Below are 18,246 nucleotides of genomic sequence, written 5' to 3' on the forward strand. Positions count from 1 at the left end.
GTGCGGCCCCTCCGGGTGCGCCCTACGCCGGGAGCGCCACCGACGCCTCCGCCGTGTGCACCAGGAACGCCAGCGTCTCCCTCAGGTACAGCCGCACCCGGGCCGCGTCGTGGTCGAGGTACCCGATGGACAGGTCCTCCCCCAGGCGCAGCTCGAAGTCGCCGCCGCGCAGCGACACCACCAGGCCGCCGCCGAGCGCCGGGGCCCAGACGAGGCCCCCGTCCGCCATCTCCTTGAGGTGGTCCCGAACCGGGTAGCCGTGGATGCTCGTGTCGGACACCGCCGTGTACGCGTCGGCGTCCAGGAGGAGCGCGTACGGGCCGTCCACCCCCTGTCCCCGCAGCACGCGCAGGGCCCGGCCGACCGCGTCGGGGTATTCGCGCACCGACTCGGGCAGCGGCACCGGAGCGTTGGAGGAGCCCGGGACGATCCCGGTGAAACCGGCCGCCTCATAGCCGCTGAAGGCCACCGTGTCCTCGGCGGACGCCATGCTCGCCACGGCGTCCTTGACCGGCTGCCAGTCCGGGTCCTTCGCCCCGCGCTCCACGGCGTCGACCTCTTCGCGGGCGAGCGCGAACGGGACCTCCAGCTCGACGAGCGGCACCGACGCGCGCACGCGCGCGAGCACCTCCTCCCCCGGGGGCGCCGCCGGGGAGGAGCGCCCGGTCCCGACGGAGGCCAGCTCCGGCCCCTCGGGGTCGGGCACGTCCACCACCTTGCGTGCGGCGGCGTGGCGCCGGAAGGTCCGCCGCGCCTCCTCCTCGATGTCGGCCCAGGCGGCACCGGAGACGGGCGCCAGCCACCGGTGGAGGTTGTCTCGCGTGCCCATTCAGGGCTCCTCTCCGTTCATGCCTCTCAGGCCGCCGATGCCCAGGGACGCGCCGCCGGACCGCTCGCGCGGCGCCTCCGGCATGTCGTCCAGGAAGTCGAGCGTGGGGACGTGGAACAGCCCTCCGGTGAGGGCCGTGGAGAAGTCGAGGATGCGGTCGTAGGTGCCCGGCGGGTCGCCGAGGAACATGTTCTCCAGCATCCGCTCGGTCACGTCCGGCGCGGACGAGTAGCCGATGAAGTAGGTGCCGAACTCCCCGTCGCCCACGCGCCCGAACGGCATGTTGTGCCGCACGATCTTGCGCTCGGTGCCGTCCGGGTCGGTGATGGTGTTCAGCGCGACGTGCGAGTCCGCGGGCTTGACGTCGTCGTCCATCTCGATGTCGGTGAGCTTGGTGCGCCCGATGGCCGCCTCCTGCCGCTCGGTCGGCAGCGCCTCCCAGGCCGCCATGTCGTGCACGTACTTCTGGACGACTACATAGGACCCGCCGGCGAACGCCGGGTCCTCGTCCCCGATGCGCACCGACTCCTCGGCCTCGGTGTCGGTGGGGTTCTCCGTGCCGTCGACGAACCCGAGCAGGTCGCGCTCGTCGAAGTAGCGGAACCCGTGCACCTCGTCGATGACGCGCAGCGACGGCCCCGCCGCCGCCATGAGCTGGTAGGCGAGCTCGAAGCACACGTCCATCTGCATGGCCCGGATGTGGAACAGCAGGTCGCCGGGGGTGGACGGGGCCCGGTGCGCCCCGCCGTCCAGGGCCCGGAACGGGTGCAGCCCGGCCGGGCGCGGGCCGGTGAACAGACGGTCCCACACCGCCGAGCCGACCCCGGCCACGCACGCCAGGCCGCTGCCCAGGTTCCGGAAGCCCACGGAGCGCTGCAGGGCCTCCAGCGACCCCAGCACCTCGCGCGCGCCCTCCTCCCCGCCGGGCGGCACCACCGCCGTCAGGAAGATCGCGGAGCGGGTCAGCGGCGCCAGCACCGGCTGCGGCCGGGGGCGCCCGGAGGCGCTGGGCATGGGCTCTCCTCGCGGTCGGCGGCTCCGCCCGCGGCGCGGGCGCGGCGGCCCGGCCCGCACCGGGCGCGTCCCCACCGGACCTACCCGCGCCGGGTCAATGCCGGGTCGGCCGCGCACCGGCCCCAGGTCAAGGCGGTGCCGGACGCCCCGTTTCGCCCTGGCGCACCGATGTGCCCCAGGATTGTCCCCGCACGCGTCCCCCACGAACGATCGGAGATCACCCGCATGGCGCGGAAACGGATCCTCGCGGCGGCCGCCCTGGCGGTGTCGGGCGCCCTGCTGCTGAGCGGTTGCAGCGGCGACTGGTCCGACTGGTTCGGGGGCGGCCCGCCCCAGGTGAGGGAGGAGTTCCCCTACACCAAGGAGGGGCGCATCTTCCAGGACACCGGGCAGGACAACGAGATGCGCTTCTCCATCACCGGGTTGGAGCGCACCGGCGAGTACACGGTGATGTACTACGAGATCTCCTACCCGGAGGGCTTCACCGGCGCGAACCGGAACCTGAGCATGGCGCACACCCTGGTCGACCCGATCACCGGCCGGGTGTGGCGCGAGTACTTCGACGCCGAGGGCCTCAAGTACGGCTCGGTCAGCCCCAACGGCGACGGCCTGTACCCGGTGCACGACGGCGTCACCAACGAGTACCGGCGCTACTTCCCCCGCATCCCCGACGAGGTGAAGCAGGTGACGTTCGTCGGCAGCGGCCTGGGGGCCATGACCGGCATCCCCGTGCAGGACGTGGAGGAGGAGCAGCCGGACCCGGAGGACCCCAACGGGCCGGACCACCTGACCGTCGACGACCCGCCCGCCGACGGCGAGGACCTCGTCTTCGAGAACCGGCGCCCCGGGGAGGACGCCGTCGCCGAGGAGGGGGCGGTGGAGAGCTTCGTGGACTCGGAGATCGCCTCCACCACCCGCGACGGCGACACCGAGACCATCTCCCTGCACTCGGACGTGATGTTCGAGTTCGACGAGTACGAGCTGACCGCCGAGGCCGAGGACGTGGTGCGCCAGGCCTCCGCGTCCCTGGCCGCCAACGTCGACCCGGACGACCCGGCCATCACCGTCATCGGGCACACCGACGGCAAGGGCACCGCCGCCTACAACCAGACGCTGTCGGAGAAGCGCGCGCAGACCGTCCGCGACCTCCTCGTCGAGGAGATCGGCGACGACTACACCTACGAGGTGGAGGGGCGCGGCAGCACGGAGCCGATCGCCCGCGAGGGCGGCCCCGACGACGAGCAGGCGCGCGCCCGCAACCGGCGGGTGGAGTTCTCCTACACCGTCACCCGCCCCGGAGAGGACGACGTCGAGGAGGAGGACCAGTCGGTCGACGGCGGCCTGGGCGTGGCCGACCGCCACGTGAACTGGCCCGCCCCCTTCAGCGACGACCCCGGCGGCGTCGCGGCGAGCACCGAGCGGGACGGCGTCCGGCTGGACGTGTACCCGCTGGTGCGGGACGGCGCCTACGTCATCGGGTCGGTGGAGCTGACCAACACCGGCGACGAGGCGGTCCTCCCGGACATGGGCGGCCTCGAACAGAAGGTCGCGGGCGGCCCCGAGCAGTTCAGCGAGGGCTCGCTGGGCGGGTTCCAGCTCCTGGAGCCCGAGACGGGCCTGGTGCGGTACGTGGCGCAGATGAACTTCGGCGACGGCCGCTACGACGGGTTCGCCGAGGAGGTGTACCGCCTGCAGCCGGGCAACACCTACCAGGTGGTGGCGGTGTTCCCGGCGCCGGGCAAGGACGTCGAGGAGCTGGACATGCGCGCCGGCCCCTTCGGGGTGCTGGAGGACGTCCCCGTCGAGGGGTGAGGCGAGGGCGTCCGCACCGGCCGCGGCCACGACGGACACGACAGAGCGGGGCGGTTCCCGGTTCCGGGGGCCGCCCCGCTCTGAGGTGGAGGACACCGTGGTCTGGGGAGGGTGTCGCGTGGGCCATGGCCCTAGAAGGCACCGGCGGCGTCATGTCCACCGCAAGGCCGCTGTGTTCCCGAGACAGGGGGAGTCGGCCTGGGCGTGCCGTCGACCGAAGAGAAGGCAACGAGGGGCGAACCCGGGCCCGCGCCGCAGGGCCTGACCCGAGGGGCCCGCCCTAGTCGCCGATGATCCTCTGCCCGGCTTCGAGGGCGATCCGCTCCAGGTCCTCCTGCTCCAGGCCGCCGCCGGTCGCGGCGGCGGCCACCCGGACGTCACCGGGCAGGGTGAGCAGTACGTAGCGGGTGGTGTCGCCCGCGGTCGCCAGGTACTCCAGCTCGCCGCCGACGGCGTCGGCGTCCTCCGAGTGGTAGGTGTCGCCGTAGACGTCCACGTCGACCTCCCAGTTGGCCTCCGGGCCGCCCCCGGACTCCTGCAGTACCTGGGTCAGGTCGGCGGTGTCGGCGTTGAGCGCGTACACCACGGCCACCGAGGCGCCCTCGCCCGACCAGACGCAGCCGAGCCGCTCGGCGCCGTCGGCGCCCTCGATCGCGCCGCTCTCCTCCTGCAGTTGGGCCCCCTGGGGGACGCTGCCGCCGACGACCTCAGCGGCGCCCGCCTCGGCGCAGCTCGCCGGAAGGGCGGTCGCGGCCTCCGCCTCCTCGGACGGCGAGGCCGAGGGGACCATCGCGCCCAGGTCGGGCAGCTCCAGGTCGCCGACCCCCTCACCGACATCGGCCCCGCTGCATCCCGCCAGCAGGACGCCGACGGCGGCGAGTCCTCCGGCGGCCGCGGCGGCGCGGGTGGGGCGGGGGATCGGCGGGACGCGCATGTGGGCCTCTCCGGCTCGGTACGTCGGCCGCGCGGAGGGGGTCCGGCGGCCGGGGGACGGCACACCGCACGGTAGCAAGAAGCGCCCGGACGGGCGTTCCCACGCGGGTCCGGGGCCCGGACGCACAGCGTGTGCGCCCGGGGCCCGGACCGCGCCGCTCCGGACGGACCACCGGGTGTGGACGGATCGCCGTGCCAGGTGGCGAACACCCGGGACACAGCCCGGAACGGGTCGGGAAAGGGTTCGTCGCGCGTGACGGCACCCGCCGCGGGCTCGCCTCTGAGCCCCTTTCCCCGGCGGCGGCGCCCGTCGACGGCGCCGCCATCCGATCACCCCACGTGAGCGGAGCCGTCGCCGCACAGCATCGATCTTCCCATGTTCAAATGTCAACATTCTTCCGGCAGGCGTACCGGATCCGGCCAATTCCCGGTCTTACGGAACCCGCGGACGGCGCCGGGCGGTACCGGAACGCATCCGCGAGGCGCCCCGGCCACAACGGAGGGTGAGGGTGGGGGCCGCGGAGACCGGACCGAAACCGCGTCAGAAGGGGCGCCAGCGGACCGAGGGGTCCCCGTCCCTGAGCGAGGCCACACGGCGCTGGAACTCCGCCAGCGCCCCGGGGTCGCCCGGCGTGTGCTGAGCCACCCACGCCGCGCTCGCGGTCTCCCTGGCGCCTCTGAGCACCGCCGCGCCCTCCCACTCGGAGACGTCCCACCCGTAGGCGCGGGTGAAGGCGCGGTACTCCTCCTCCGGCATGCCGTAGCGGTCCCGCATCAGCCACATGACGACGAGGTCGTGCTCGCGCATGTCGTCGGCGAAGGTCTCCAGGTCGACCAGGACCGGGCCGTCGGGGCCGACGTGCACGTTGCGCAGCAGCGCGTCGCCGTGCACCGGGCCGGTGGGCAGCAGGGGCGCCAGGGCGTCCGCCTTCTCGGCGAACGCGTCGCGCCGCCGCGCCAGGTAGTCGGCGTCGTCCGGGTCGATGTGGCCCTCGGCGGCGGCGAGCCAGCGCTCGACACCCGACAGCAGGTCGCGCGGGGGCAGGGGGAAGGGCGGCCGCCCCAGGGCGTGGACGCGGCGCAGCAGTCCGGCCAGGTCTGCGCCGCCCGCCGGGCGCACCGGGTCGGGAAGGCGGCGCCAGAAGGTGACCGGGTGCCCGTCGACCAGAGCGGGCTCCGGCGCCCCGTCCGCAGGGCGGACGGCGGGGACGCCTTCGCGGGCCAGCCAGGAGGCCACGCGCACCTCGCGCCGGGCCCGCTCCAGCAGCCCGGCGTCCCGCCCGACGCGCACGACGACACCGGGGGCGGGGCCGCCGTCGAGGGCGAACACCGCGTTCTCCCCCAAGGCGATCTGCTGGGCCCCCTGGAAGGGCAGTCCCGCGCCGGCGCAGGCCCGTTCCATCACGGAGCGGGCGGTGGCGCTGTCGAAGACCTCGTGCATGTCCCGCGACACTACCGGCGGGGCTCGAACCGGATGAACGGGAGGCGGCACCCCGCCTCGCGGAAGCCGGCTCCGCTCCGGTCGGCGTACCGCGTGGAGCGCGCCCTAGACCTGCACCCGGTCGGCGGGGAATTCGGCCCAGGTGACCATCGTGCCGGTGCCGTCGACCGGGGCGCGGCCCCATTCGCTGCTCAGGGCCGCGGCCAGGAACAGGCCGCGGCCGTCGGGGCGGCTGAGGGTCGGCGCGAGCACGCGGGCGGCGGTCGCCGGGCGGTCCGAGCGGCTCCCCTGGTCGACCACGCTGAGCCGGATCGGGCGGCCGTCGCCCCCGGACAGCTCCACGGTCACCTCGCCGCCGGGCTCGCCGGAGGCGGTGTGCCGGACGGCGTTGCCGAAGAACTCGCTGACGACCACCTCGACGGCGTCGGCCGTGTCGGGGAAGGGGCGCATCACGGCGCGCACCCACAGCCGCGCCTCGCGGCACTGCTCGGGGTCGCCGGGGAAGGTCCGGCGCGCTTGCAGCGCCGGGGCGTCGCCGACCATGGACGTGGCGTCTCCGGTCTCGTTCATCGGGCCGCCGCCGAAGGGGTGCGCCGGGGCCGCGCGGGCGGTCGGTTCGGGTCGGCTCCGCGCCGCAGTGCGCGCCTGGCGGTGCGGGGCCCTGTGCAGCCGGACGATATCGGACTCTCCGCCGCGGAACCACAGCAGGGCCGATTGCGGCCGGGGTCACCGTCCCCGGCGGCCCCCCGGAGACGCCCCGGCGGGGGTGCCGGTGCCGGGTCGGGGCGGACCGGCCGGGCCGCGGTCGAGGAGGGAGGTCACCTTCACGCGGGAGCTGTCGATCCACACGTCGGAGTACTCCACCGCCTGTCCGCCGCGGGTGTAGGTGACCTGCTCCAGGTAGAGCACGGGCGCCCCCGGCTCCAGGTGCAGCGCCTCGGCGGCCTCGTCGCGCGCGGGCTCGGCGCTGAAGGAGCGGCGCCCCTGCGTGATGTCCAGCCGGTAGCGCTGTTCGAGGGTGCCGAACAGCGACTCCCGCGCGAAGTCGACCCGGTCGATCCCCGGGCACAGGTCGGCGCGCACATAGTTGACCAGGTAGGCGAGCGGCCCCTCCTCCCCGTGGAAGACGCGCACCAGGCGCAGCCCCGGGGTGTTGGCCTCGGCACCGAGGAGCGCCTGCACGGTGAGCGGCAGGCGCACCAGGCGCGCGTCCACGACCTCGGAACGGACCTCGATGCCCTGGTCCCGGAAGTCCTCGGACAGCGACCTGAGGCGCTGGGCGATCGCGGGCTCGGCCTTTCCGGAGGTCACGAAGGTCCCCCGGCCCCGGGTCTGCACCAGCAGGCCCTCTTCGGTGAGCGACGCCAGCGCCTTGCGCACCGTCCCCCGGTTGACGCCCAGCTCGCGGGCGAGGTCGGGCTCGGCGGGGAGCTTGAAGTGCGGCGGCCAGGCCCCCGTGGCGATGCGCTCGCGCACCGCCCGGGAGATCTGCACGTTCAGCGGCTCGGGCGCGCCGCGGGAGACGGCCCCCGCCAGCCCTGTACCGCTCCCGGCGGCGTCCACGCCGTCCACAGCGCCCCTCCGTGCCCCTCGTGCTCCCCCGGAACCCTACCGAGTCCTCGGTCCCCTCATCAGTACGAGCCCGTGCCCTCGCCCCCGCTGACGATGGCCACACCGGAGCTGGTGCCCAGGAGCGAGGCCCCCGCGTCCAGCAGCGCGCGCGCCTGCCCCAGCGTCTTGATGCCCCCGGAGGCCTTCACCTTCACCCCGTCGCGCACGCGCGCGGCCAGGTAGGCGATGCTCTCGGGGTCGGCGATCTCCACCGCGCCGCTGCTGGCGTTCTTGAGGTAGGCGGCGCCCGCGTCCATGGCCAGCTCCACGGCGCGCTCGCGCTCGTCGGCGCCGAGCAGCGGGAGCTCCAGCATGACCTTGACCGGCACGCCCGCGGCGACCACCCCGGCGATGTCGTCGCGGAACTCCTTCTCCATGCCGCTGCGCAGCCAGCCGACCTGCACGCCCATGTCGATCTGCTCGCCTCCGGCGGCGACGATGGCGCGTGCCTCGGCCGCCTTGCCCTCGGACGTCATGACGCCCACGGTCGGGAAGTCCAGGGCGGACGCCACGGCGATGCCGGTGCCCTTCAGCACCTCCGCGGCGAGCCCGGTCCAGGAGGCGGGGATCATCGCGGCGTTGAAGCCGTATCGCGCGGCCTCCTCGCAGTGGGCGACGATGTCGTCGCGCGTGAGGCCGGTGTCGATGGCGGTGTGCTGGATGAAGGGCGCCAGGGAGGCGGCGGTGCGCTGTGCGTCGGTCACGGTGGTTCTCCTCGGATAGCGGGGCGGCCGGTCGTGGGACGGCGCCCGGTCAGCGGATGAGGGCGTCGAGGTCGGCGGGGCGGCCGAGGCCGGGCAGGACCTCGTGCCGCGAGACGGCGAACGCGCCCGCGGCGGCGGCGCGGCGCACGCACTCGCGCAGGGGGAGCCCGGCGCACACGGCGGCGGCGAAGGCGGCGTTGAAGGCGTCGCCTGCGCCGGTGGTGTCGGCGACCCGGGGCGGGCGCACGGCCGCGACGTGGGTGCGCTCGCGCCCGTCGTCGGCCCACGCCCCGTCGGCCCCGCAGGTCAGAACGATGGTGGCGGAGGGGAGGCGGCCGCGCAGCGCGTCCAGGAGCGCCTCGGGCCCGGCTTCCTCCCCCAGGCCGGTGAGCAGGCGCGCCTCGCCCAGGTTGGGGGTGAGGTAGTCGACGAGTGCGGCGTCGGCCGCGGTCAGGCCGCGGGCCGGGGCGGGGTTGAGCAGCGCCGGGGTTCCGGCCTCCCGCGCGGTGCGCAGGGCGGCGGAGACGGTCTCGGCGGGGATCTCGTTGCACGTCATCATCAGGTCGGCCCGGGCGATGCCCGCGGCGAAGGCCGCGACGTGTTCGGGGCGCAGCTCCTCCAGCGCCCCGGGGGCGATGACGATGCGGTTCTCCCCGCCCTCCTCGACGAGGATCACCCCGACCATGGTGGACGCCTCGGCGGTGACCACCGCCGAGGCGTCTACGCCCTCGGCGCACCACAGGTCGCGCGCCTCGTCGCCGAAGGCGTCGGGGCCGATCGCCGTCAGGAGGGACACGTCCGCGCCCAGACGGGCGGCGCCGATGGCCTGGTTCGACCCCTTGCCGCCGGGACCGGAGGCGAACACGCCGCCGCCGAGGGTCTCCCCGGCGGCGGGCACCCGGGGCGTGCGCATGGTCAGGCCCGAGCCGTAGCTGCCGACGACCGCGATCCGCATACTCTCACCAGACTTCCAAGGGGGGTGGACATCTCTATACATTTGTACCCCATCCCCCATCCGTCCCTCCACTGTCCACATGCCCTGACATGACCGATTGACGCACGTCAGATCCGTGGCATAGCGTGCTCAGGCGACGCGCGGACGGGGACGGCGGCCGGTCGGCCCCCGCAAGGGCGCAGTCGACAAACGATGGACAAATCGCGCCCGTGGAGGGGTCAATGCCCGTTCCCCTGATCATCGACACCGACACCGCCCAGGACGACTGCATCGCCCTGCTCGCCGGACTCCTCGACCCCGGGGCCGACCTGCGGGCGATCACGATGGTCGCCGGAAACGTCGGGTTCGAGCGCCAGGTGCGCAACGCCTTCCTCACGCTCAGCGCCGCCGGACGGCTCGGCGAGGTCCCCATCCACCTGGGCTGCCGCCGCCCGATGGTGCGCCCCTGGGTCAGCGCCGAGGACGTGCACGGCGACGGCGCCGGCGGCCTGGCCATGGACGACGCCGACCTGTCCACCGAGGACGAGCACGCCGTGGACGCCCTGGTGCGCATGGCCGCCGAGAACCCGGGCGAGCTGTCGATCGTGGCGATCGGCCCGCTCACCAACATCGCCATGGCCGCCGTGAAGGACCCGGACTTCGCCCGGAACGTCAAGGCGCTCTACGTCATGGGCGGGTCCAACAACGGGCGCGGCAACATCACCGCCGCCGCGGAGTTCAACTTCTACGTCGACCCGGAGGCCGCCAAGACGGTCTTCGAGGCCGGGTTCGCGGTCACCGTCGTCCCGTGGGACCCGCTCACCCTGCGCCAGGCCGTGTTCGGCGAGGAGCGGCTGAAGGAGATCGCGGCGCTGGGCACGCCGCTGTCGGACTTCTTCACCCGGGTGTGCGCGGCCACGCTGGAGTTCGACCGCAGCGTCGGCATCGACGGCACCACCCACCCCGACTCGCTCACCGCCGCCGTGCTGCTCCACCCGCACCTGGTGCGCGCCTCGTCCGGCTACAACGTGGACGTGGAGACCGCGGGCGAGCTGACCCGCGGCTACTCGGCGATGTCGTGGGGCGTGCACGGGCTGGAGCCCAACGCCGAGGTGGTCGAGGAGGTCGACGCTGACGGCTTCTTCGCCTACATCAAGGACCTGCTGTCCACCCCGACCACCCCGTCCCGGGAGATCCGGGCCCCGAAGGAGGGCTAGGGGCCCGGGCCCGCGTCAGGGCGCGACCGGCAGCGCGCGCTTGTGCGCGGTGGCCCGGTAGCGGGCCACCAGGGCCTCCTCGACACGGTCGTCGACGGGGAGGCCCTCCAGGAAGTCGTCGATCTGCTCGTAGGTGAGCCCGAGCGCCTCCTCGTCGGGCTTCTGCGGGCTCAGCGTCTCCAGGTCGGCCGTGGGGGTCTTGTCCACGATGCCCGACGGCGCCCCCAGCTCGGCGGCGACCGCGCGGACGCGCCGCTTGGTCAGCCCGGTGAGCGGCACCAGGTCGGCGGCGCCGTCGCCGAACTTGGTGAAGAAGCCGGTGACCGCCTCGGCCGCGTGGTCGGTGCCGACGACGAGCCCTCCGGCCGCCCCGGCGACGGCGTACTGGGCGGCCATGCGCTCACGCGCCTTGGCGTTGCCGACGACGAAGTCACGCGCGGACTCGCCGTCGTACTCCAGGCCCGCCTTGTCCAGGGCGTCGGCCAGGCCGTCGGTGGCGGGACGCACGTCCACCGTCAGGACGCGGTCCGGGGCGATGAACCCCAGCGCGCGCTGGGCGTCGTCCTCGTCCTGCTGCACGCCGTAGGGCAGCCGCATGGCGATGAACTCGGCCTGCCCGCCGCCCTCGCGCACCCGTTCGGCGGCCAGCTGGCACAGCCGCCCGGCGGTACTGGAGTCGACCCCGCCGCTGATGCCCAGCACCAGCGCGCGGGCGCCGGTGGAGGACAGCCGCTCGGCCAGGAAGGCGACGCGGCGCTCGATCTCGCGGCGCGCGTCGAACTCCGGGGCGACCTCCAGGTCACCGATGATCTGCCTGCGGGCGTCGCTCAGGTCGGCTGCGCTCATGTGGGTCCTCCCCGGGGCTGCGTCTGTCCTCCGGGATTATCCCGCGCCGGGGGCGGCGGCCCGACCCCGGGGCCGGGCCGGGGCCTCAGGCCGCGCGCGCGTACAGGCCCTCGATGTCGACGGGGACGCCCTCGCGGTCGACCGTCACCGTTACGGTCCCCAGGGCCGCGTCGCTGATCTCGTAGCACTCGCGGCCCCCCGCGGGCTCCAGGCGGGTGCACCGGCGGAGGACCTTGCGCACGGTGAGGCCGGGGACCTCCACCCACGCCATCGCGACGTCGCGCGCCTCGCCGCGGCGCAGCCCCAGCCTGCGGACGGGCAGCGTCACCGTCAGCGGTGTGCAGGAGGCGCACACGTCCACACACCCGTCGAGGTCCGGGCGGCGCGTCCCGTCGACGCTCCACAGCGCACCGTCGCGGCGCAGGTCCAGCGCGCGCATGCCCTGGTCGGTCACGGTCTCGAACCGCGCCTGGAGCACCTCCCAGGCCAGGTCCGTGCGCACGGTCAGCCGCCCGCCGTACGGGCGCTCCCCCGCGGCGGCCTCCGCCGCCTCCAGGCGGAAGCCGTCGCGCTCGGCGATGACCGTGCCCACCCCGGTGCCCTCGCCGCCCAGGCGGCGCCACGCGGCGGGAAGTTCGCACATGCGTCTGTTCTACCGGTGACGCCCGTTACGCACCAGAACACCCCCATCACAATGCATGAACGGCAGGCGCTGCGGCGGCTCGGCTCCGAAAGCTCCGAAGAGGCGGAATGGGCCCCGCGCGGACGGTACGCGGGGCCCATTCCAGTGAGGGGATGCGGGAGGGGGTCAGGCGGAGACCGGCTTCTTGGCCTCGCGGTACTCGGCGTCCACGCGGTCGAAGTCCTCGGCCATGGCGTCGGTGGCCTTGCCCAGGCCGTTGAAGACGAAGATCGCCGCAACGCTCACCACGACCGCCGGGACCATCGCGTACAGGCCGGTCTCCAGCACGTTGGCGTCCAGGATGTCCCAGATGACGGCGGTCGCGCCGCCGCCGACCATCCCGGCGAGCGCGCCGGTCCAGGTCATGCGCTTCCAGTACAGCGACAGCAGGATCACCGGGCCGAACCCGGCGCCGAACCCGGCCCAGGCGTAGCCCACCAGGTCCATCACGGACTGGTTGCCGCTCAGGGCGATCCCGGCGGCGGCGACGGCGACCGCGACCACGGCGCCGCGGCTGACCCACACCAGGGACATCGGCGAGGCGTCGCGCTTGAGGAAGGCGCGGTAGCCGTCCTCGGTCAGCGCCGAGGAGGCGACCAGGAGCTGGGAGTCGGCGGTGCTCATCACCGCGGCCAGGATGGCGGCCAGCAGCAGCCCGGCCACCCACGGGTTCATCAGCGCCTGGATCAGCTGGGTGAAGACCTGCTCGGGGTCGTCCAGGCCGGTGTCGAAGCCGAAGAAGGCGACGCCGGAGAAGCCCATGACCACCGCGAGGGCCATCGCGGACACGGCCCAGGCCACGCTGACCGCCCCGGCCCGCGGCACGTCCTTCACCGAGCGGATGCCCATGAAGCGGGCGAGGATGTGCGGCTGGCCGAGGTAGCCCAGGCCCCAGGCGAGGCCGGAGACGACCGCGACGGGGGCGAGGAACCCGCCGACGTCGAAGGCGCCGCCGCCCTCGAAGCCCCCGAGCACCGCCCCGAGCCCGTCGATCTCCCTCTCGGTGTCGGAGACGACGGCGACGACGGCCACGATCGGGACCACCAGCAGCGCGATCCACATCATGACGGCCTGCACCACGTCGGTGTAGCTCACCGCGAGGAACCCGCCGAGGAAGGTGTAGAAGACCACGATGGACACGCCCGCGATGATGGCGATGGCCGGGCTCATGCCGAAGACCTGCTCGAACAGACCGCCCATGCCGACCAGCCCGGAGGCCACGTAGAACAGGTAGAAGGCCAGGATCAGCAACGCGGAGACGCCGCGCAGCAGGCCGGTGCGGTCGGAGAACCGGTTCTCCAGGTAGGAGGAGAGCGTCAGCGAGTCGGACTCGCCCCCGCTCCGGGCGTCGGTCGCGCGCTCGGTGTACACGCGCAGCCGCCCGGCGATGAGGATCCAGCTCCCGGCGAAGCCGAGCGCCAGGCCGACCGCGATCCACGCCTCGCTCAGGCCCGACAGGTAGATGGCGCCGGGCAGGCCCAGCAGCAGCCAGCCGCTGAAGTCGCTGGCGTTCGCGCTCAGTCCGGCGACCCAGCTGTTGAGCCGGCGGCCTCCGAGCACGAAGTCAGAGAGCGAAACGGTGCGCTTGTAGACCCACAGACCGATTCCCACCATCACCACGAAGTACGCGGCGAAGGTGAGGATGGACGCCAACAGCGACTTGTCCACGCCTGGCCTCCTTCTCTCCTGTTCAGGATGGTGATGACCCCCGCATCTTGTACGCGGTGTGACGTGGGGCGCAATGACCGATATGCACTTCACCACTGCTTCGAGATAGGGCCGTCACATTCGTGCCCCATAGTTGTTTGACCGGCCAGAACACGCTCCGCGAGTTGTCCGATCGCACAGCGGGGGACCTGACCGGCTCCGCGCCCGGCCGCCCCCGTAGGCTGGAGGCGCGACGGGAGCCAGGAAGCCGGTGCGAGTCCGGCACGGTCCCGCCACTGTGACCGGGGAGCCGACCCCGCGGAAGGCCACGGCGCGCGAGCGCTGGAAGGCCGGGCGACGCGCGGATCCGGGAGTCAGGAGACTGTCCCGTCGCGGAACGACGCCGACCAGGGGCGCGGACCCCGGAGAGGACGCCGAACGTGCACGGCTCTGCCCTGCCCTCCCCCGGACGCGCCCGGATCCCGCGAGAGGACCGGACGTGCACCTTCCCGACAGCACTCCCCGCCGCAGTGGCCGCAGGACGCCCCGAACCCGCCCCCGCCGTCCCCGCACCGGCCTGATCGCCCTGGCCGCGGCCGGCGCCACGGCGCTCGCCGGGTGCGGGGCCCCCGGGGCCGACGGCGGCTCCGGCGGTTCCGCCGACTCCCCCGAGGGGTACCCGGTCACCGTCGAGGAGTGCGGCCGCGAGGTGACGGTCGAGGCCCCGCCCGAGCGCGCGGTCACCCTGAACCAGCACGCGACCGAAGTGATGCTGGCCCTGGGCCTTGAGGACCGCATGGCGGGCACCGCCTACCTGGACGACGCGGTCCTGCCCGAGTACGAGGAGGCGTACGGGGGCATCCCCGTGCTCGCCGACGAGTACCCCTCCTTCGAGGACCTGCTGGCCGCCGAGCCCGACTTCGTCTACGCCGGGTACCCCGGCAGCGCGTTCGACGAGGCCGAGGGGCGCGGGCGGGACGCGCTGGAGGACGCCGGGATGGCCACCTACGGCAGCCTGGAGCAGTGCGCCGACGAGGTCACGGTCGAGACGGCCTACCAGGAGATCCGCAACGTCGGCACGCTCTTCGGCGCCGAGGACCGCGCCGATGGGCTGGTCGCCGGGATCGAGGACCGCTTGGCCGAGGTGGACGGGCGCCTGGAGGGCACCGACCCGGTGGACGTGCTGGTCGTGGACAGCATCGGCGGCACCGTGTTCACCTCCGGCGGCTCCGGCATCGGCGACGAGATCATCGCGCGCGCGGGCGGGCGGAACGTCTTCACCGACCTGGACGAGGTCTTCGCCGACGTGTCCATCGAGGACGCCGCCGAACGCGCCCCCGAGGCGATCCTCTTCTACGACTACGGGGCGGTCCCGGTCGAGGAGAAGATCGCGGCGGTCGAGGACGACCCGCTGCTGTCGGGGACCCCGGCGGTGGAGGAGGAGCGGTACGCCGTCCTGCCCCTGTCGTCGGCGGTGGCGGGGGTGCGCGTCGGGGACGCGGTGGCCGACGTCGCCGACCAGCTCCACCCCGGCGCGGACGGCTGACGGGTGCGCGTGGGGACCCCTTCGCGCCGCCCCGGTTCGCGCCGGCCCGGCCTGCCGCCCCTGCCCGCGGTGCTGTGCGCGCTGGCGGCCGCCCTCCCGGCGNGGTCGGTGGACGTCTCGGCCGCCGACACCTGGCGCATCGCCGCGCACCGCCTCCTGCCCGGCCTGGTCGAGCCGGACTGGCCGCCCGCGCACGAGGCGATCGTGGTATCCGCCCGCGCACCGCGCGTGCTGCTGGCGGTGCTGAACGGCGCGGGGCTGGCGGCGGTCGGGGCGGTGCTGCAGACCCTGGTGCGCAACCCGCTGGCGGACCCGCTGCTGCTGGGCGTGTCCTCCGGCGCGACGCTGGGCGCGGTGTCCGTCGTCGTCGGCGGCGTGACCGTGTTCGGCGCCTACTCCACGCCCGCGGCGGCGTTCCTCGGCGCCCTGGGCACGCTCGTCGCCGTATACCTGCTGTCCCGCACGGCGGGGCGGATGACGGTCACCCGGCTGATCCTGGCGGGCGTGGTGGTCGGCCAGATCTGCTCCGCCGCCGCGAGCCTCATGATCACCATGTCGGGCGACCCGCACGCCGCCCGCGCCGTGCAGCGCTGGACCCTGGGCGGGCTCGGCGGGACCACCTGGGAGGACGTTCCGCTGGCAGCCGTCGCGGTGCTCACCGCCCTGGTGGTGACGGCGGCGGCGACGCCCGCGCTCAACGTCGTCCAGCTGGGCGAGGAGACGGCGGTCGGCATGGGGCTGCGGGTGCACCGGTTCCGCGCGACGATGTTCGTCGCCGTGTCCCTGTGCACCGGTGTGCTCGTCGCGCTCTCGGGGCCGATCGGCTTCGTCGGCCTGATGATGCCGCACATCGCCCGGCTGCTGGTGGGCACCGACCACCGGCGGATGCTCCCGGTCGCGGTCCTCCTCGGCGCGTCCTTCATGGTGCTCGCCGACCTGGCCGCGCGGACGCTCGCCGCTCCGCAGGAGATCCCCATCGGCATCCTCACCGCCCTGTGCGGCGCCCCGTTCTTCCTCTGGCTGATGCGCCGCGACGCGCGCGCGGGCCGGACGATGGGCTGATCCTCCGGGGTCAGTGGGCGGCGGCCGCCTCGCCGGTGACGGGGCGCTCGTCGGGCAGCACCAGCAGGAGCAGGGCGCCGAGCACGAGGAAGGCGCCCGGACCGATGACCATGGGGGTGAGGAAGCCGAGCGCGGGCACGCCGCCGGACGCCCCGCTCCCCTGCCCCACGGACTCGACACCCACCCCGGCCATCGCTATGTAGTGCATCGCCGTCACCGCGCCGCCCAGCAGCACGGCACCCACCAGGGTCGCCGACAGGGTCCACCGCTTGCCGACGAACCAGAGCGCGCCGACCGAGGCGGCCAGCGCCACCATCGCGGCCGCCGCCACGAACAGCGGGTCGTGCACCATGTCGGCGTCCATGCGCATCGAGCCCATGCCCATGTAGTGCATGGCGAGCATGGCCAGTGCCACCAGTACGCCGCCGACGGGCAGCAGCACCAGCCGGCGCCAGAGGCGGACGATCACCACCGCCAGCGCCCCGGTCATGACGACCACCGGCACGGCGGCGCTGGCCGCGGTCATCAAAGGGTCGTAGCGGATCGGGGTGCCGGGGACGCGGAACCCGAGCATGGCGATGAAGTGCATGGACCACACGGCGGCGCCGCCCAGGGAGACCCCGCCCAGCACGGTCCAGGCCGCCCGGGTCCGGCCCGAGGAGGACAGCGCCCGCGAGGCGTACCTCAGGCCCAGGAAGGACCCCAGGACCGAAACAGCGCACGCCACCAGCGGGGTCCAGAACCCTTGAGCGAAATGCTCGACCATGTCTGATTTTTCCCCTCAGATCCGCTGTAGCGGACCGATTCCCCCTATCGCACGACGCCGCAGATCATCGCAATCGCCGCCGGTCCACCGCAATCCCCGCGAACCGTCCGTACCCGGTCAGGTGGCGGCCGGAGCGGTCACGCGCGGGCGGAGCCGCGTGCGCGACGGCTTCGCGATGCCCTTGGCGGCCTGGACGCCGAATGCCCCCCGGCCGTTCGGCGCCGTCTCGGGGGCGCAGGTGCTCAGGATGGTGTGGGCCACCGTCCTGGGGTCGTTGTCCATCGGCACATGGCCGCACCCCAGCAGCCGCACCTCGCGCGCGTGCGGGATCGCCCGCAGCACCCGCCGCACCGCGCGGACCGGAAGGACGCGGTCGTTCTCTCCCCAGGCCACGGTGGTCGGGCAGGTCACGACCGGTCCCCCGTTGAAGCTGTAGCGCACCACCTCGGGCGCCAGGCGGGTGTAGGGGGAGCCGCGCGTCACCACCGACGGGTCCAGCCGAGCCAGGTCGCCGTACGGGTCGCGCAGGCGGCCGTGCACGGCGAGCGTGGTCATCGTGCGGACCGGGCGGCTGTCGATCACCCGGCGCCATGCCGTGGCGGGCACCCGGGTTGCGACGTGCATGCCGCCGACCATCAGGCGGCTGCCCAGCAGCTCCGCCCCACGGCTGAACCCGATCGGCGACAGGGCGGTCACCGAGGCGGCCAGCCCGCGCGCGCCGAGCTCCAGTGCGACGGCGCCGCCGAGGGAGTTCCCCGCCAGGTGGGGCCGGGGCAGCCCGGCGGCGGCGCACCACGCGGCGACCGCGTCGACCAGGGCGGGGATACCGTAGGGGCCGTCAGGCGCGGGGCCGGGCGAATCGCCGAACCCGGGCAGGTCCAGGGCGAACACCTCGTGCCGCCGGGCCAGCTCGTCCACGACCGGCTCCCAGGCCTGGCGCCGGTGGCCCAGCCCGTGCAGCAGCACGAGGGGGGCGCCCCGGCCGTGCCGTTCGTAAACGATTCCTCGGTGGTCCATAAACGAACGGTCTACCCGAGGTTACGAATCGGCGCCAGTGGGAGTGGGCCCGGCGCGTCGCCGTGCGAACCTCTTCGGCTTCGAGACCCGCCCCATTTCAGGCGCACCACCCGAAGCAGTGGCGTCGGTCACACTAAGGCCGCCGTGAAGAGGTGAGGCCGCCCGAACGGAGCGCCGGATCACCC

General features: G+C 74.1%; 17 protein-coding genes and 1 riboswitch. Of the genes, 4 read left to right on the forward strand and 13 right to left on the reverse strand.

Annotated features, from left to right (window positions below):
• Window positions 1-22 precede the first annotated feature (22 nt).
• Both D476_RS0105880 and D476_RS0105885 read right to left on the reverse strand, forming a co-directional pair.
• Entirely contained in the window at window positions 23-829 is an 807-nt protein-coding gene (locus D476_RS0105880) for a family 1 encapsulin nanocompartment shell protein (protein ID WP_017623036.1), read from the reverse strand.
• Window positions 830-1,843, reverse strand: coding sequence for a Dyp-type peroxidase (locus D476_RS0105885; protein ID WP_017623037.1), 1,014 nt, complete (start codon window positions 1,841-1,843; stop codon window positions 830-832).
• 225 nt (window positions 1,844-2,068) lie between these two features.
• Between D476_RS0105885 and D476_RS39620 the strand changes: the two genes are divergently transcribed.
• A complete protein-coding gene (locus tag D476_RS39620; protein WP_017623038.1) occupies window positions 2,069-3,655 on the forward strand; it encodes an OmpA family protein in 1,587 nt (528 codons plus the stop codon).
• Between the two features lie 280 nt (window positions 3,656-3,935).
• Here the strand turns inward: D476_RS39620 and D476_RS0105895 are convergent, their stop codons facing one another.
• From D476_RS0105895 to D476_RS0105920, 6 genes are all read right to left on the reverse strand, one after another.
• Window positions 3,936-4,589 (reverse strand): hypothetical protein, encoded by a 654-nt coding sequence (locus tag D476_RS0105895; RefSeq protein WP_017623039.1) that lies wholly within the window; start codon window positions 4,587-4,589, stop codon window positions 3,936-3,938.
• Window positions 4,590-5,129: 540 nt separating this feature from the next.
• Complete coding sequence (locus D476_RS0105900; RefSeq protein ID WP_026123277.1) at window positions 5,130-6,029, reverse strand: phosphotransferase enzyme family protein; 900 nt, start codon at window positions 6,027-6,029, stop codon at window positions 5,130-5,132.
• Window positions 6,030-6,134: 105 nt separating this feature from the next.
• On the reverse strand, window positions 6,135-6,599 hold the full coding sequence (locus D476_RS0105905) for an ATP-binding protein (protein WP_026123278.1): 465 nt from the start codon (window positions 6,597-6,599) through the stop codon (window positions 6,135-6,137).
• Between the two features lie 156 nt (window positions 6,600-6,755).
• Window positions 6,756-7,601, reverse strand: a complete 846-nt coding sequence (locus D476_RS0105910; protein ID WP_017623042.1) for a GntR family transcriptional regulator — start codon at window positions 7,599-7,601, stop codon at window positions 6,756-6,758.
• 59 nt (window positions 7,602-7,660) lie between these two features.
• Entirely contained in the window at window positions 7,661-8,344 is a 684-nt protein-coding gene (deoC, locus tag D476_RS0105915) for a deoxyribose-phosphate aldolase (protein ID WP_017623043.1), read from the reverse strand.
• 49 nt (window positions 8,345-8,393) lie between these two features.
• Window positions 8,394-9,299, reverse strand: a complete 906-nt coding sequence (locus tag D476_RS0105920; RefSeq protein ID WP_017623044.1) for a ribokinase — start codon at window positions 9,297-9,299, stop codon at window positions 8,394-8,396.
• 221 nt (window positions 9,300-9,520) lie between these two features.
• Between D476_RS0105920 and D476_RS0105925 the strand changes: the two genes are divergently transcribed.
• On the forward strand, window positions 9,521-10,495 hold the full coding sequence (locus D476_RS0105925; RefSeq protein WP_017623045.1) for a nucleoside hydrolase: 975 nt from the start codon (window positions 9,521-9,523) through the stop codon (window positions 10,493-10,495).
• A 15-nt stretch (window positions 10,496-10,510) separates the two neighbouring features.
• On the opposite strand, the gene nadE is transcribed toward D476_RS0105925, so the two are convergent.
• The 3 genes from nadE to putP form a co-directional block, all read right to left on the reverse strand.
• Entirely contained in the window at window positions 10,511-11,341 is an 831-nt protein-coding gene (nadE, locus tag D476_RS0105930) for an ammonia-dependent NAD(+) synthetase (protein ID WP_017623046.1), read from the reverse strand.
• Window positions 11,342-11,426: 85 nt separating this feature from the next.
• Window positions 11,427-11,984 carry a putative glycolipid-binding domain-containing protein gene (locus D476_RS0105935; protein WP_017623047.1) on the reverse strand — a complete coding sequence of 186 codons (558 nt, stop codon included), beginning with the start codon at window positions 11,982-11,984 and terminating at the stop codon, window positions 11,427-11,429.
• A gap of 165 nt (window positions 11,985-12,149) precedes the next feature.
• A complete protein-coding gene (putP, locus tag D476_RS0105940) occupies window positions 12,150-13,691 on the reverse strand; it encodes a sodium/proline symporter PutP (protein WP_017623048.1) in 1,542 nt (513 codons plus the stop codon).
• Between the two features lie 240 nt (window positions 13,692-13,931).
• A riboswitch (cobalamin riboswitch) is annotated at window positions 13,932-14,055 on the forward strand.
• 114 nt (window positions 14,056-14,169) lie between these two features.
• On the opposite strand from putP, the gene D476_RS0105945 reads away from it, so the two are divergent.
• Window positions 14,170-15,216, forward strand: a complete 1,047-nt coding sequence (locus D476_RS0105945) for an ABC transporter substrate-binding protein (protein WP_017623049.1) — start codon at window positions 14,170-14,172, stop codon at window positions 15,214-15,216.
• 108 nt (window positions 15,217-15,324) lie between these two features.
• Complete coding sequence (locus D476_RS0105950; protein ID WP_449289395.1) at window positions 15,325-16,278, forward strand: FecCD family ABC transporter permease; 954 nt, start codon at window positions 15,325-15,327, stop codon at window positions 16,276-16,278.
• Between the two features lie 10 nt (window positions 16,279-16,288).
• On the opposite strand, the gene D476_RS0105955 is transcribed toward D476_RS0105950, so the two are convergent.
• Together D476_RS0105955 and D476_RS0105960 are read right to left on the reverse strand one after the other, a co-directional pair.
• On the reverse strand, window positions 16,289-17,044 hold the full coding sequence (locus tag D476_RS0105955) for an MHYT domain-containing protein (RefSeq protein ID WP_017623051.1): 756 nt from the start codon (window positions 17,042-17,044) through the stop codon (window positions 16,289-16,291).
• A gap of 117 nt (window positions 17,045-17,161) precedes the next feature.
• Window positions 17,162-18,061, reverse strand: coding sequence for an alpha/beta fold hydrolase (locus D476_RS0105960; RefSeq protein WP_086002618.1), 900 nt, complete (start codon window positions 18,059-18,061; stop codon window positions 17,162-17,164).
• Window positions 18,062-18,246: the final 185 nt, after the last annotated feature.

Source organism: Nocardiopsis chromatogenes YIM 90109, from assembly GCF_000341185.1.
GTDB classification, from domain to species: Bacteria; Actinomycetota; Actinomycetes; order Streptosporangiales; family Streptosporangiaceae; genus Nocardiopsis_A; species Nocardiopsis_A chromatogenes.